Source organism: Neisseria subflava (genome assembly GCF_003044935.1).
GTDB lineage: Bacteria > Pseudomonadota > Gammaproteobacteria > Burkholderiales > Neisseriaceae > Neisseria > Neisseria subflava_E.
On record NZ_POXP01000001.1, the window covers coordinates 1,043,803 to 1,057,941 of the forward strand.

Consider the following 14,139-nt stretch of genomic DNA (forward strand, 5'->3'; position numbering starts at 1 on the left):
AGACGGCCTTGATATGGGACGAGGCCGTCTGAAAATGTCAGTGAAGAATCAATCTTTATCGTATTCGATGTGCTTGTTATGTATGCTTTTTTTACTTTTTTGCAGTTGCGTGCTGGCAGTGTCGCCCAAACGCAAGGCCAAGCCGATGGCAAGAATGTCAATAACGGCTAGCTGCAGAAGACGGGACACCATAGGCGTATAAAGCTCGGCATTTTCCTGAGTGGCAATGCTCAATACGCAGTCGGCCATTTGAGCCAACGGCGAATCATTACGGGTGAGCGCGATAACGGCTGCGCCGTTTTCTTTGGCGATACTGGCCGCGTCTAACAATTCGATAGATGAGCCGGTATTGGAAATCGCCACCAACACATCCTGCTCGGTCAATACGGAAGCCGCCATCAGCTGGGTATGCGTATCAACATAGGCAACGGTGGACATACCGAAGCGGAAGAATTTGTGTTGCGCATCTTGGGCAACGATGCCGGAGTTGCCGACACCATAAAACTCAACGCGTCGCGCGTGCATCAGAATGGCAATCGCGTTTTCAAGCTCGGATTCTTTCAGGAAGCGGCGCTCGCCCAAGAGGGAGGCTGCGGCATTGCCCAACACTTTTTCGACCACGCTGCCCATGTTGTCATCGGCGTTTAATTCTTCATGAACGTAAGGCATGCCTTCGTGGCCGATGCTGGCAGACAAAGCGAGTTTAAACTCAGGCAAGCCTTTGTAACCCAAGCTGCGGCAGAAACGGATTACAGTCGGCTGACTGACGGATGCACGCTCGGCAATTTCCGCCACAGCGGCATGAACGAACCATTTCGGCTCGGCCAGCGCAGATTCGGCAACTTTGCGTTCTGCGCCGGAGAGGTTGGACAATGATTCGCTGATTTTGCTTAACATATACTCTACCCTTTGATTCTTTGACGTTCAGGACAAGGTTTTTTTCACCCCCTGCCCTGCACCGCCGTTTGTGTGTTTAAACGTTATTTAAATGATTGTCTAATGCGACCGCCGCGCCGACGATGCCCGGAAACTCGCTCAATACGACATACACGGGAATAGCGGCAAGATAAGCCTCAAAGCGGCCTTTATTTTCAAAGCGGCTGCGGAACGGGGATGTTTTAAAGTAATCCAACACGCGCGGGATAATCCCGCCGCACAAATACACGCCGCCGCGCGCACCCAATGACAAAGCCAAATTGGAAGCAACCGTACCCAGCATGGCGCAGAAAATATCCAAAGTCTGACGGCAAATCGGCGATGTTCCGCTCAATGTCTTATCGGTGATTTCAGAAGGCTTCAGACGGCATTGTTTGATGTTGTCGCGTTTGGCCAATGCTTCGTAAATCAGGCTCAAACCTGCGCCGCTCAAGAAACGCTCGGCAGAAACATGGCCGTATTTGTTTTTAGCGTATTGCCAAATCAATACTTCCATATCGTCAAACGGCGGGAAGCTGGTATGGCCGCCCTCGCCTGCCAACGCCACCCAGCCGGCAGCGCTGTGCACCAAACCGCTGACACCCAAACCGGTACCCGGACCGATAACGGCTTTAGGCGCAAATTCGATGGGTTTTTGACCGCCGATTTGTATCAAGTCTTTCTTATCGGTTTTTGTTACCGCCAAAGCCTGGGCGGTAAAGTCGTTCAACAGAATCAACGTTTCAAAACCCAAAGCCTGGCGAGTGGTTTCGATGGAGAATGCCCAGTGGTGGTTGGTCATCTGCACCCAGTCGCCCAAAATCGGATTGGCAATCGCAAAGGCGGCGTGCAAGACTTTCGGACTGCCTGCGCGTTCCAAATAAGTTTTAGCGGCATCGACAATGGTGTCGTAATCCTGGCAAGGTAAGACTTCAGCCTTTTCAATGACCTGTGGTGCAGTTTCAAGTGCAAAACGGGCATTCGTACCGCCGATATCGGCAACCAAACGAGGATAAGCTTCAGTGTGCATAGTAGACATGGCAGTTAATTCCTTGGTGATTGAGAATCAGACTGGTCGGATATTCGGTATCGGCCCTTGCAGCAGCTTTGTCGAATACCGCTTTTTTCTCTGCGCCTTGAATGGCCAAAAATACATTCGGCGTTTTGGCAATCGCACCCAAAGTCATGCTCACACGCTCATGCGGCGCGGTAACCGGCGTAGTATGAATCAATGTCGGGTCATCAGCTTCATTGATTGCGGCCTGTAATTGAGGCGCTTGAGGGAACAACGACGCTGTATGCCCGTCTCCTCCCATGCCCAACACCAGCACGTCAGGTTGCTTGTAATGTTTCAATGCATAAGCAACGACAACTTCAGGTTGTAATTCAGTTTCAGACTTTCCGTCTTCAACAACAGGAATCCATGTGGCAACGGCCGCGTTATTTTTGAGCAGATATTCACGTACCAAGCCTGTATTGCTGTCGGCATGCGTGGTCGGGACAATACGCTCGTCCACCAAAGTAATGCCGACATTTTGCCAATTTAAATCTTTTTGCGACAAAGCCTCGAAAAACGCAATCGGCGAACGACCGCCGGAAACAGCCAAAACCGCATGGCCTTTCTCATTCAACGCGGTTTGTAATGCAGCGGCAACGGCATCAGCGAGAGCCTGCGCGGCAGTTGCAGCGTTTTCTTGTTCGTGCCAAACAAACATGTTTCGTCCTTTCATGGTTTCAGACGGCCTTTTGTTGGAAAACAAGGCCGTCTGAAAGAAATATTATTGCTCTTCGTGCCACTTGTTGCCGTCACGCGCCAACAGCGCGCGCGCAGCTTCAGGACCCCAAGAATGGGCTTCGTAAGCATGCGGAGGCGTTGTATTGTTCGCCCAGTTTTCCAGGATAGGCATCACATATTCCCAAGCGGCTTCGAGTTCGTCGCGGCGGTTGAACAAAGCGAGTTTGCCGTTAATCACATCCAGCAGCAGGCGCTCATAAGCCTCAGCGCGGCGGCCCTCTACTGCTGTGCCCAAGTCCACGCCAATCGGTGTCACTTCGACTTTGTTGCCTGCACCCGGGGTTTTTACTTGAGTGTAAAGGCGGACGGATTCGGTCGGTTGTAGTTCAATAACCAAACGATTCGGCGCGGCTTGGCTGTTGTCGAAAATATGGTTTTGCAGCGGACGGAAGTTCAACACGATTTCCGCCACTTTGCCTGCCATGCGTTTGCCGGTACGCAGGTAGAAAGGTACGCCTTTCCAACGTTCGTTTTCGATTTCGGCTTTGATGGCGACATAGGTTTCAGTGAAACTGTCTTTCGGTACATCGACTTCTTCTAGATAGCCGTTCATGCCTTTTGCTGCAACATATTGGCCGCGAATAACATTTTCGTTGACGGATTCGATGGTCAGGGGTTTCAGCGATTTGATGACTTTCACTTTCTCGTCGCGTACGGCATCGGCATCCAAGCTTGCCGGCGCTTCCATCGCAGTCATACAAAGCATTTGCATCAAGTGGTTTTGCACCATATCGCGCAATGCGCCGGTAATGTCGTAAAACTCGCCGCGTTCTTCCACGCCCAACTGCTCGGCGATGGTCAGCTGTACACTTTCAATATATTTGTTGTTCCACAAAGGCTCGAACATCACATTGGCAAAACGCAAGGCCAGCAGGTTTTGCAGGCTTTCTTTACCTAAATAATGGTCAATACGGTAGATTTGCTCTTCTTTGAAATAACGGGCCACATCGGTATTGATTTGTTGGGAAGAAGCCAAGTCCGTACCCAACGGTTTTTCCAAAACCACGCGCACGTTATCGGCATTCAAACCGATTTCAGCAAGGTTTTCACAGGCTTGCGCAAAAAATTTCGGTGCAGTTGAGAGGTAGATCACGACATTTTCAGTATTCTTGCGCGCTTTTACCAAGTCGCCCAAAGCAATGAAGTCCTCTTTCTTTGTCACATCGACTTTCAAATACTCAAGACGTTGGATAAACGATGCCCACGCTTCTTCTGAGAAGTTTTGTTTGACATGGATTTTAGAATTCGTTTCCACTTTGGCCAAAAAGCCGGCGGTATCCAATTCGCTGCGGCTTACGCCCAAAATACGACCTTCGGGATGAAGCAAACCGGCTACATGCGCCTGATACAGGCAAGGCAAAAGTTTACGCATTGCCAAATCGCCGGTCGCGCCAAACAACACCAAATCAAAATTTGTCTGTGTACTCATTGTTTCATCTCTCGTTGAGGAAGCTTGCTTCAAAACTTTTGGACTGTCGTCATCTATAAAAATCGATTAAAATCAAAAGCCTTTAAGCAATAAGCAGTAAAAAACCAATCGCCTGCACCAAAATTTCAAACAAGCGGGCTAATGAGTAGTAATACTACACATGGCTACACATTTTGTCTATTCTCATTTTTACAAATTGTTTGATTTAACATAAAAGTTTGATGACTTTTACAGCCCATCGTTTTACGAATTGACCATACCTCGATTTAAATCAAATTTCTTCCACTTAGTAAATTATTTTGTAACAAAATTACAGATTTTGTACTATAATACGCAGACGCTTCGAAGAGAAATCTTCAAATATTCAGACGGCCCATATTATTCATTCCCACAGCTCAAGGCCGTCTGAAACATACCCAATACAAAAATCAGAAACGCGCAAACAAAATCCCTATCATATCGTTTAGCCAGGAGACCGCACATGAACCCCACTCCTATTCACCCGAAACTCGCCGAAATTACCGAGCGCATCATCGAGCGCAGCCGCCCGACGCGTGAAAAGTATCTGGCGAAAATCCGCAGCGCCAAACAGATGGGACGCTTAGAGCGCAACCAACTCGGCTGCAGCAATTTGGCGCACGGCTATGCCTCCATGCCTAAGAGCATCAAAATCGAAATGCTTCAGGAAACCGTCCCCAACTTAGGCATCATCACTGCCTACAACGACATGGTTTCCGCACACCAGCCGTTTAAAGACTTCCCTGACCAAATCAAAGACGAAGCACAAAAAAACGGCGCGACCGCCCAAGTCGCCGGCGGCACGCCCGCCATGTGCGACGGCATCACGCAAGGCTACGCCGGCATGGAATTGTCGCTGTTTTCCCGCGACGTGATTGCCATGAGTACCGCCATCGGTCTGTCGCATCAAATGTTTGACGGCGGCCTGTTTATGGGCGTATGCGACAAAATCGTTCCCGGCCTGATGATCGGCGCTTTGTCTTTCGGCCATATTCCGGGCATCTTCGTTCCGGCAGGCCCGATGTCCAGCGGTATCGGTAATAAAGAAAAAGCCCGTACCCGCCAGCTTTTCGCCGAAGGTAAAGTCGGCCGCGATGCCTTGCTCGAAAGCGAAATGGGTTCCTACCACAGCCCCGGTACCTGCACTTTCTACGGCACGGCAAACTCCAACCAAATGATGATGGAAATGATGGGCGTACACCTGCCCGCCGCCGCTTTCGTTCATCCTTATACCGATTTGCGCGAAGCTCTGACCCGCTACGCAGCCGGACACCTTGCACGCGGCATTAAAAACGGCACCATCAAACCATTGGGCGAAATGTTGACCGAAAAATCCTTCATCAATGCCCTGATTGGTCTGATGGCGACCGGCGGCTCGACCAACCACACCATGCACCTCGTCGCCATGGCGCGCGCCGCAGGCGTGATTTTGAATTGGGACGACTTTGATGAAATTTCTTCCATCATCCCGCTGCTCATCCGCGTATACCCCAACGGCAAAGCCGACGTGAACCACTTTACCGCAGCCGGCGGCCTGCCTTTCGTTATCCGCGAATTGCTGGACGCAGGCCTGTTGCATGACGATGTCGATACCGTCGTCGGACACGGTATGCGCCACTACACTAAAGAACCTTTCCTCATCGACGGCAAACTCGAATGGCGTGAAGCCCCTGAAACCAGCGGCAATGAAGATATCCTGCGCAAAGCCGACAACCCGTTCTCCCCAGACGGCGGTCTGCGCCTAATGAAAGGCAACATCGGTCGCGGCGTAATTAAAGTATCTGCCGTGCGCGAAGGCTGCCGCATCATCGAAGCACCCGCCATCGTGTTCAACGACCAGCGCGAAGTATTGGCCGCATTTGAACGCGGCGAGTTGGAACGCGATTTCGTCTGTGTCGTCCGCTACCAAGGCCCGCGCGCCAACGGTATGCCCGAGTTGCACAAACTGACCCCGCCTTTGGGCATCCTGCAAGACCGCGGCTTCAAAGTGGCGCTGCTGACTGACGGCCGTATGTCCGGTGCATCCGGCAAAGTGCCTGCGTCCATCCACATGACGCCTGAAGCCTTGATGGGCGGCAATATCGCCAAAATCCGTACCGGCGACCTGATCCGCTTCGACTCCGTTACCGGCGAACTCAACGTCCTGATCAACGAAGCCGAATGGAGCTCTCGCGAAGTCGAACGTATCGATTTGAGCGCGAACCAACAAGGTTGCGGCCGCGAACTCTTCGCCAACTTCCGCAGCATGACCAGCAGCGCAGAAACCGGTGCCATGAGCTTCGGCGGCGAATTTGCCTAAACCCTTTTCAGACGGCCTCTTAAAACAAACAGGCCGTCTGAAACCATGTTATCGACCCTATTACGATACAGTCCCCAACGGAGACCTAAAATGTCTAAACTGACCCCTCGTGAAATTCTGACTGCCGGCGCAGTTGTACCGGTAATGGCGATTGACGACTTGAGCACTGCCGTCGATTTATCCCATGCCCTTGTCGAAGGCGGCATTCCCACCCTCGAAATCACCCTGCGCACCCCTGTCGGCCTCGACGCCATCCGCCTGATTGCCAAAGAAGTGCCCAATGCCATCGTCGGCGCGGGTACGGTAACCAATCCCGAACAGCTCAAAGCCGTCGAAGACGCAGGTGCGGTTTTCGCCATCAGCCCGGGTTTGCACGAATCCCTCGCCAAAGCCAGCCACAACAGCGGCATTCCCCTGATTCCCGGCGTTGCCACTCCGGGTGAAGTCCAACTGGCTTTGGAACACGGCATCGACACCCTCAAACTCTTCCCTGCTGAAGTCGTTGGCGGCAAAGCCATGCTCAAGGCACTCTACGGCCCTTATGCCGACGTGCGCTTCTGCCCGACCGGCGGCATCAGCCTGGCAACCGCTCCCGAGTACTTGGCGCTGCCTAATGTCTTGTGCGTCGGCGGCTCATGGCTGACTCCAAAAGAAGCCATCAAAAACAAAGACTGGGATACCATCACCCGTCTGGCTCGCGAAGCTGCCGCTTTGAAACCAAAAGCCTAATCAGGTTATAGGTTAAAAAAGAAAAGGCCGTCTGAATATGATTTCAGACGGCCTTTTTTTACTGCAAGCATACGAATCAAGCATTATTCGGCTTAATATTTATCCTAACTGGCGGCATTAACACACAAAGATTCAATCTTACCTGCTCTCGGGAAGCGGATGGTGTAACGTCCTTTTTGATCGATTTCGGCAAAGCTGAAGCGGTTTTCAGGCGCATCACCATCAGCCCCTACTTCCAAAGCAATCCGTTTACCTTTCGGGTCTTTCACAACGACACCGGGACTGACAGGCGCGAATGAAAGCACTAAACCGGCATCTGCCGAACTATTAAAACCATACACTTGGCCACGTTTAACCTGTAAGGGTTGGTCAATGCAGCCTGTTTCGTTCAGAGGCAGCATTTTTTCAGCAGAGGCAAATGCCGCGCTCCCTAATCCTAAGGCAACAATCAGAGAAAAGCTCAAATATTTCATATAGTTTTCTTTTAAAATTGAAATTTGAATGTAAACAGAAATTTAGCCGAATATCCGCCTCATTCTAATTATCCTTTTCCCAACACTTTCCGTGCCGCTTCCACACCCCAATACAAAGCCTCTTCAAATACCGAATAGCTGCTTAAATCACTGTGTGCAAATAACAATCCGGCATTTTGGTTTCTGATTTTTAATAAAGCCTCATCGCTTAAATAGCCGGGTTTCGGCACGCTCATGCCATGCCCGCGAACAGTAATGTCAACATGGGAAACGTGCCGCCAAAAGCCTTCACCGTAAGCGGTAAGCAGATCTTGGGCGGCAAGCTGGAGCAGCTCTTCGTCGCTTGCTTCAAGCAGCTGGCGGCGGACGGCTTGTGGCGTATCGTGGTTGAGTGCGGCGTAGGCGGTAAAAATCGTGCGTTCAGGACGGGCAACCCGGATAAGCTGATTGGTCGCAACAACATAGCCCAGCCCTTGGCTGCCGTAAACCACATTGTCCCACGCAAGTTCGCTGTTGTTTTTTTCTTTCGGGAAACTGTGCAGTTCAAAATTGGAAACCAGCCATGGCGCGTATTCTGGGATGTCCAGACCAAATTGTTCAGGAGATTCAATAACGCGGGCGGCAACCATCAGCGGCATGGCGGAGATAACGTGTTGCGCGGTGACGGCAACGGTTTCCCCTTTTGCATTATCACGCAGCCACACTTCAATCTGGCCGTCTGAAAGCGGTTTGATTTTGACGGCTGAAGCATTAACCGAAGCAGGTTTCTCCAAACGGATACGGTTTTCAGACGGCCATTGCCAGCCTTCCTGCAAATCGGCATGACGGCGCAAGTTTTCAGAAAGATGTGCCAAACCTTCAGGCCAAGTGAGGACGGTTTCTGCATTGTTGCGGGCGGCAAAATAATGCAGTCCGGCAAAGGCAGACACTTGCCCGATGCCTTGTCCGTAATCGTCGCGGCAACAATAATCGAGATACCATAAAAGCTCGGGCGAGTGGTAACCTTCTTGCTCAAGCCATTGTTTGAACGTCAGATTATCGAGTTTGCGCCATGTCTCATCTGCCGATGACAGCGCAATCGGAATGGCAAAAATTTTCTTACCGTCATTGCCGTAAGCCTGTTTCAGACGGCCTATCAAATCAAAAAACTTTTTGGAATCCGCATCTTCTTTCGGCAATAAATGTTCCACCCATTTATCCTGATATAAGAGGCGCGATTCGGGCGCATAAACCAAATCGGTTTCCCTAAAGCTGCCGTCCGATTGCAAGATACCAAAATCCGCCAACATCTCGCGCACATACACGCTTTCTTTCGACGGCAAAGCCAAATAATGCGCACCGCTCGGCGCTTTCAGGCCGTCTGAAGACGTATAGGCGGCATTGTTGCCATTGCGTTCAAACCCTTCTGCCAACAATACATCGCAGTGATTATGCTTCGCCAAATACCACAACGCCCCCAAACCCGCCGCACCGCCGCCGAGTATCAGCGTATTGCATTCATAACGACGAGCCGGTGCTTGCAACAATTCCCCGTCGCGCAACAAATGCCCCAACGGCAAGCCGACACGGTTAATAGAAACCGGCGGTTTGTGGTTGAGGTACTTATAAGTCTGCCAAGAGAAAGCAGAGGCAGCGCCAAGCGCGGCAGTATAACTGAGAAATTGACGGCGGGTTAGCATGTTTTATAAAAAGGTCGTCTGAAAAAAAAAAATGAGATAGCGGTTGCTTTAGTTTGAGTGCACCTCGTACTATTTATGTCCACCAGAATAACCACTGTAGCCGCTGCCCGAATAAGACGAATCACCTTCATCTACGCTAACATAGTTGAATAAGGTAGCAATAAAAATCATAAAGAAGAAACCGAAAACCATAACCCCCCTCTCTTCTTCGTAATCGTCGTCATCTTTAAATCTCTCCGCTATCCATATCCACACCAATGCAAACAAACTAACCCCAATGCCTTCAAAGCTCAACAAATCTGGAGACAACCACGCCGGAAGATTGATAACGATGAGAATCAACGTAGCAAAAGCACGGATTCTGTCATCACGATCTTCAGGACGCCTCTCTTCGTTTGTCAGCCATAAGCCAAACGCACCTACCGAATCACGCGGCAGGTCGAATGCCTTTCTCATTTGGCTGTAAGGAATAGGTTTGCTTCTGCTCCAAACCGTTTCATCCTTGCCCTGTTCGGCACACAATCTGGAATTGTCAGAATAATCTGTTGCTGAACGGTATTCGGTATAGTCAATCAAATCCCCGCTTTTGACACACCAATAAAACGCTCCCGCTGCTGTTTCAACCCGCCCGCCGTAACGATCAACCACCTTCTCATCGATAGGGTTGCCGTTGACATCAAACTCCGGCCATGCTTGCAAAGTTTCCGAAAACCGCCAGCTATTTCCCGATTCTACCAACCAAGCAAAGCCCTGCTGCGCATTGTAAAGCAGGTATTCCGTCCACTTCCCAAACCGCTCTTCCTTGACAACATAGTTACGGGTAATACTGCCGAAAGGGATTTCGGCATATTGTACGGCGCCAATCACCCGATATTCCGTATCGTTCAGACGGCCTACTGTGCCAATATTCAGCGTAAACAGGTTTTGCTGTGCCTGCCGTGCTGTATTTTCCTTCATCAATTCGACAGTATCTTTCGTCGTATTCAGACTGCTGCCGCAAGAGGAACAAAGAAGAAAAGAAGTTACGCCACTTGGCCAATGAACCGATGCGCCACAATTAGGGCAGGCTTCGGCGTGAATTTCTCCTTTCAGACGACCTGCACTTGCCTGGATCTCATCATCGCTGCGTAAGTTTTCCAGCTTCAGGCTATTCAAACTGACAACGCGGCCAAGATAAATGGTGAGTGGCGATACTGTAAAATCTATGGTCAGAAACAGCTTGCCACAACGAAAATCACAAACCTTACCTGTCGCCTTTTTTGCGGTCAGGTTAAACGGTAACTCTCCTTGTGCATCAGTGTTGCGGTAATGGATGGTGCGTGCGTCTGAAACGACAAAAGTTTTACCGTCCAACTCGAAAGAGCTCTGCCCAAGGCGAACTGACTCAAAAGTTGTCGGCAACCCTTTTGCCTTGCCTGAAGCCTCACAGGTCATAGCATATAAATCACCAACTTCAGACAGCCAACCGGTCAGATCATCATCGAACAAAGCATACCATTCGTTCCATACGCCGACATCGTAATGCACCTGCAATCTTCCGATCAGCGTAAAATTCCGATGCGCAAAAACACCCCTCGTGCCGATTTGCAATGGACTGAAATCCTCCAAGAGCGCAGAATCCCGCTCCGAATATGAGACAATGCTCCCGCTTTTTTTCTTTCCTTTTCTAACTACCAGCATACTGTGGCAATGGCCACACACCAACGTCACGGCAGTAGCGGAATACGCCTCAACAGGCGCACCACAGCTTGGGCAATCGGTTTTAAAAAAAGGCGTTTTTTCCATATAACGTCAATATTTCAGTTTAAGCAGAACAAGGTTTAAGGCCGTCTGAAAACGGATCGAATATGCTTTCAGACGGCCTGTCTTTTAATAAAGAATACGTTAAATCTTTTTTCTTGATTGTTCTGCCATATGATGACCTTTGTTTTTTTCTTTAACTAAAGCCAAGTTTACTAATCGGCAAAAAATTGTACATCTCTCTCTTTTACCCATCCGGTCGGGCAAACGCCTTTTGCGACAATAAGCAACTGGCCTTCATCATCAACATGAGTAGAAAGACGACATTTTTTGCCTTTGGGTGGTTTGATTTTCCATTCAGTCGGAAAATCGGTAGGTTTGGTGCAGTTGTCAGGTAGGCCCATATCATGACAACTGATTTGGTTTTCTTTGATTGCCAAAGGTACTTTTTTTACTTTTATCCAAGAGTATCCTTCTTCGGTATTTTTGCTGTCATTACCGATAACACAAAGGTATTGCATATGGTGCAATTGAGCGATTGAAGATGCTTTATCGTCCGGTTGGGCTTGCAGGGATGCGCCTTGGTTATTACTGACATAAACTTGATTACGGCAATACTCGGTACGATCATGTGTTAATTTTTTTGCTTCGGCACTTCCCACTCCTAGCAAAAACAAACCTGTAAGCAAAGAAATAACCAACGGTAAGCTTCTATTGCTATTCAAATCTCTTATTTTAAGCATTTTGTTTTAAAACCTTTCTATACAAAATTTGTTATCTAATTTGCTATCAGCCATTTTTTTCAGACGGCCTGACAGATTTTATTGTTCAACCGATGGTTGTATATCGTCCAGTATACCTTCGCCACGTTGCACAACCGTCCAAACAGCTCTTTCAGCCGCCAACTCCCTGCACAAGATTTCCTTCACTTTTTCCAATTTCATACCGCCGCAAATAAATGCGTCAATGGCGGCGAAATGGTGTTCCGGCCAAGTGTGGATACTGATATGAGACTCGGCAAGTAGTAAAACGCCGGTTACGCCGCCTGCGCCGCCGAAGGTGTGGAAGTGTTCGGTCAATATGGTGGCTTCTGCGGCCTGTGCAGCAGCCATCAAAGCGGTTTTCAGACGGCCTTCATCTTTTAAGATGGCTTCATCGCAGCTATATAAGTCCAATAGGCCATGATTACCGGGCATGTGGGTCATTTATGGCCTCCGGAATAACCGCTGCCGCCGTAATAGCCGCCGGAGTGCATACGCGAGCCGTCGGAGTCGGAAGAGCCGTAGCTGATGATCATGGAGATGACGATGATGATGGTGCTGAAAATGATGTAAGTGATTCTCGACATGTTAATCCTCGTCCTCGTCTTTTTTGCCCATGGTCCACAACAACCAGCATCCTATAAAGATGACGGTAAGTGCAGCAGAGCTGTCGCTGGCCAGAAGTGCAGGGAGATTAACAACAACCAAGATAGCAGTCATTATAATTCTTAATGATTTATCAATACCGTCTGCCGCCATGTTTGCAGTGTAATGCGGAGCTTGGCTGGTCAGATTAAACGCGTCTGCAATTTCCCGATAAGCAATTGGGGCACTTCTAGTCCATGCCATTTCGTGACTGTTTAGTTCGGAGCCAATCTTACGGCTTTGCCCGTCTCGGTAATCGCTGTAATAGTTCAAATCACCGCTTCGAACACGCCAATAAAACGCGCCGCTGGCAATCCTGACCCGTCCGCCATAGTCATAAAGTTTGCCATAGCCTTGCGGTTGGCGGTTGCGGTCGAGGCGCGGCCAATCGTTCAAGGTTTCGGAAATATTCCAACCTTCATCAGCTTCAACCAGCCATAAGAAACCCTGAGTTGGGTTGTAAAGCAGATACTCTGTCCACTGCCCTTCTGGTGCCAATGTATGTTTGGCACCTTTGAACAAGTTATCAAATGTTTCCTGCGCATCTGTTTCTAAATATCGGATTGCGCCGATAACATGAAACTCTTTATTTTTCAGACGGCCTGTCGAGCCGACAGGCAGAGTAAACATCGTATTTTGGGACAAACGCAGATTGTTGGCGGTAATAAGCTCCGCTTTATCCCTGCCGACTGCCAATTCGCTGCCGCAACTTTGACAGCTCAGATGGGAAGTCAGCCCGTTTACCCAATGAATGGATGAGCCGCAGTTAGGACAGTTTTCTGAAGTAATACTGCCTTTCAGACGGCCTGCGCTTTCTTTAATTTCATCTTCGTGGCGCGTGTTTTCCAGCTTCAAATCATCTAGGTTTACCATCCGCCCGAAGAAGGCTTCGGGTGTTTCGCTGCTGTAATCGAGCGTGATGAAAAGGTTTTCGCAACGCCAGTCGGAAACCCGATTTTCTGTATCTTCTTTCAAAACAAACGGCAACTCACCCTGCGCGGCCGCATGTTTCAAGCTGATGTTGCGGACATCGGAGGCAATATAGCGTTTATCTTGAAAAATCAGCTCGCTAAACCCGGCTCGCGTGTCTTCAAATTTCGGCGGATTATCGATTTCGACCGGCATGGTCATCACATACAAATCGCCCGCCTCAGAAAGCCAACCGGCCCTACCGTCGTCAAACAGCGCATACCATTCATTCCACGCACCATCGTCGTATTGCACCTGAAGCCGTCCGACCAAGGTAAAGCGTTGAGCGACAAATGTGCCGCTGGTTCCGATTTGCAGCGGACTAAAATCTTCCAGCAATGCGGAATCGCGGCCGGAGTCGACAACACCGTTATCTTGCCGCACCAGCATGCTGTTGCAATAACCGCACACCAGCGTCACGGAAGAAGCAGAATGCGCTTCGACAGGTGCGCCGCAGCTTGGGCAGTCGGTTTTGAAGAAAGGAGTTTGAGACATGGGTTTGCTTTTTCAGAATGGGTTGGGATGTTTCAGACGGCCTTAATGTTTATATCAACTGGTTTTATCAATGATTTCAGATTAGAAACAAACCAAATCGCCGAACAGACTCAATCAAATGATTCAAAAGGCCGTCTGAAACCTTTTCACAGAAGTAGCTCAACGCTTCTTTGAATGATATTTTTCAGACGG

13 protein-coding genes are annotated in these 14,139 nt (G+C 49.5%); 2 read left to right on the forward strand and 11 right to left on the reverse strand.

Annotation, left to right across the window (positions count from 1 at the left end; genetic code table 11):
- Positions 1-48: 48 nt before the first annotated feature.
- The 4 genes from hexR to zwf all read right to left on the reverse strand — a co-directional run bounded on the left by hexR (position 49) and on the right by zwf (position 4,139).
- Complete coding sequence (gene hexR / locus DBY95_RS05010) at positions 49-897, reverse strand: DNA-binding transcriptional regulator HexR (protein WP_004519348.1); 849 nt, start codon at positions 895-897, stop codon at positions 49-51.
- A 76-nt stretch (positions 898-973) separates the two neighbouring features.
- Positions 974-1,954, reverse strand: coding sequence for a glucokinase (locus DBY95_RS05015; protein ID WP_039861966.1), 981 nt, complete (start codon positions 1,952-1,954; stop codon positions 974-976).
- Positions 1,935-2,630, reverse strand: coding sequence for a 6-phosphogluconolactonase (gene pgl, locus DBY95_RS05020; protein WP_107723588.1), 696 nt, complete (start codon positions 2,628-2,630; stop codon positions 1,935-1,937). The genes DBY95_RS05015 and pgl overlap by 20 nt, the downstream gene beginning before the upstream one ends.
- 63 nt (positions 2,631-2,693) lie before the next feature.
- Positions 2,694-4,139, reverse strand: coding sequence for a glucose-6-phosphate dehydrogenase (gene zwf, locus DBY95_RS05025; protein WP_107723589.1), 1,446 nt, complete (start codon positions 4,137-4,139; stop codon positions 2,694-2,696).
- Positions 4,140-4,620: 481 nt separating this feature from the next.
- On the opposite strand from zwf, the gene edd reads away from it, so the two are divergent.
- Together edd and DBY95_RS05035 are read left to right on the forward strand one after the other, a co-directional pair.
- A complete protein-coding gene (gene edd / locus DBY95_RS05030; RefSeq protein ID WP_107723590.1) occupies positions 4,621-6,456 on the forward strand; it encodes a phosphogluconate dehydratase in 1,836 nt (611 codons plus the stop codon).
- A gap of 90 nt (positions 6,457-6,546) precedes the next feature.
- Positions 6,547-7,185 carry a bifunctional 4-hydroxy-2-oxoglutarate aldolase/2-dehydro-3-deoxy-phosphogluconate aldolase gene (locus tag DBY95_RS05035; protein ID WP_003745733.1) on the forward strand — a complete coding sequence of 213 codons (639 nt, stop codon included), beginning with the start codon at positions 6,547-6,549 and terminating at the stop codon, positions 7,183-7,185.
- A 104-nt stretch (positions 7,186-7,289) separates the two neighbouring features.
- Here the strand turns inward: DBY95_RS05035 and DBY95_RS05040 are convergent, their stop codons facing one another.
- The 7 genes from DBY95_RS05040 to DBY95_RS05065 all read right to left on the reverse strand — a co-directional run bounded on the left by DBY95_RS05040 (position 7,290) and on the right by DBY95_RS05065 (position 13,947).
- Positions 7,290-7,658, reverse strand: coding sequence for a hypothetical protein (locus DBY95_RS05040; RefSeq protein ID WP_107723591.1), 369 nt, complete (start codon positions 7,656-7,658; stop codon positions 7,290-7,292).
- A 68-nt stretch (positions 7,659-7,726) separates the two neighbouring features.
- Complete coding sequence (locus tag DBY95_RS05045) at positions 7,727-9,337, reverse strand: NAD(P)-binding protein (protein ID WP_107723592.1); 1,611 nt, start codon at positions 9,335-9,337, stop codon at positions 7,727-7,729.
- 69 nt (positions 9,338-9,406) lie between these two features.
- Positions 9,407-11,122 carry a DUF4178 domain-containing protein gene (locus DBY95_RS05050; protein WP_107723593.1) on the reverse strand — a complete coding sequence of 572 codons (1,716 nt, stop codon included), beginning with the start codon at positions 11,120-11,122 and terminating at the stop codon, positions 9,407-9,409.
- A gap of 170 nt (positions 11,123-11,292) precedes the next feature.
- A complete protein-coding gene (locus tag DBY95_RS05055; RefSeq protein WP_107723594.1) occupies positions 11,293-11,820 on the reverse strand; it encodes a hypothetical protein in 528 nt (175 codons plus the stop codon).
- Positions 11,821-11,898: 78 nt separating this feature from the next.
- On the reverse strand, positions 11,899-12,282 hold the full coding sequence (gene speD, locus DBY95_RS05060) for an adenosylmethionine decarboxylase (protein ID WP_107723595.1): 384 nt from the start codon (positions 12,280-12,282) through the stop codon (positions 11,899-11,901).
- Positions 12,279-12,425 carry a hypothetical protein gene (locus tag DBY95_RS10600; RefSeq protein WP_162837292.1) on the reverse strand — a complete coding sequence of 49 codons (147 nt, stop codon included), beginning with the start codon at positions 12,423-12,425 and terminating at the stop codon, positions 12,279-12,281. Before DBY95_RS10600 ends, speD begins: the two co-directional genes overlap by 4 nt.
- Position 12,426: 1 nt before the next feature.
- Positions 12,427-13,947 (reverse strand): DUF4178 domain-containing protein, encoded by a 1,521-nt coding sequence (locus DBY95_RS05065; RefSeq protein ID WP_234394586.1) that lies wholly within the window; start codon positions 13,945-13,947, stop codon positions 12,427-12,429.
- Between the last annotated feature and the right edge of the window lie 192 nt (positions 13,948-14,139).

Excerpts from the sequence above, each read along its gene's own strand:
- hexR (WP_004519348.1), bottom strand. The coding sequence starts at position 897 with ATGTTAAGCAAAATCAGCGAATCATTGTCCAACCTCTCCGGCGCAGAA.
- DBY95_RS05015 (WP_039861966.1), bottom strand. The coding sequence starts at position 1,954 with ATGTCTACTATGCACACTGAAGCTTATCCTCGTTTGGTTGCCGATATC.
- pgl (WP_107723588.1), bottom strand. The coding sequence starts at position 2,630 with ATGTTTGTTTGGCACGAACAAGAAAACGCTGCAACTGCCGCGCAGGCT.
- zwf (WP_107723589.1), bottom strand. The coding sequence starts at position 4,139 with ATGAGTACACAGACAAATTTTGATTTGGTGTTGTTTGGCGCGACCGGC.
- edd (WP_107723590.1), top strand. The coding sequence starts at position 4,621 with ATGAACCCCACTCCTATTCACCCGAAACTCGCCGAAATTACCGAGCGC.
- DBY95_RS05035 (WP_003745733.1), top strand. The coding sequence starts at position 6,547 with ATGTCTAAACTGACCCCTCGTGAAATTCTGACTGCCGGCGCAGTTGTA.
- DBY95_RS05040 (WP_107723591.1), bottom strand. The coding sequence starts at position 7,658 with ATGAAATATTTGAGCTTTTCTCTGATTGTTGCCTTAGGATTAGGGAGC.
- DBY95_RS05045 (WP_107723592.1), bottom strand. The coding sequence starts at position 9,337 with ATGCTAACCCGCCGTCAATTTCTCAGTTATACTGCCGCGCTTGGCGCT.
- DBY95_RS05050 (WP_107723593.1), bottom strand. The coding sequence starts at position 11,122 with ATGGAAAAAACGCCTTTTTTTAAAACCGATTGCCCAAGCTGTGGTGCG.
- DBY95_RS05055 (WP_107723594.1), bottom strand. The coding sequence starts at position 11,820 with ATGCTTAAAATAAGAGATTTGAATAGCAATAGAAGCTTACCGTTGGTT.
- speD (WP_107723595.1), bottom strand. The coding sequence starts at position 12,282 with ATGACCCACATGCCCGGTAATCATGGCCTATTGGACTTATATAGCTGC.
- DBY95_RS10600 (WP_162837292.1), bottom strand. The coding sequence starts at position 12,425 with ATGTCGAGAATCACTTACATCATTTTCAGCACCATCATCATCGTCATC.
- DBY95_RS05065 (WP_234394586.1), bottom strand. The coding sequence starts at position 13,947 with ATGTCTCAAACTCCTTTCTTCAAAACCGACTGCCCAAGCTGCGGCGCA.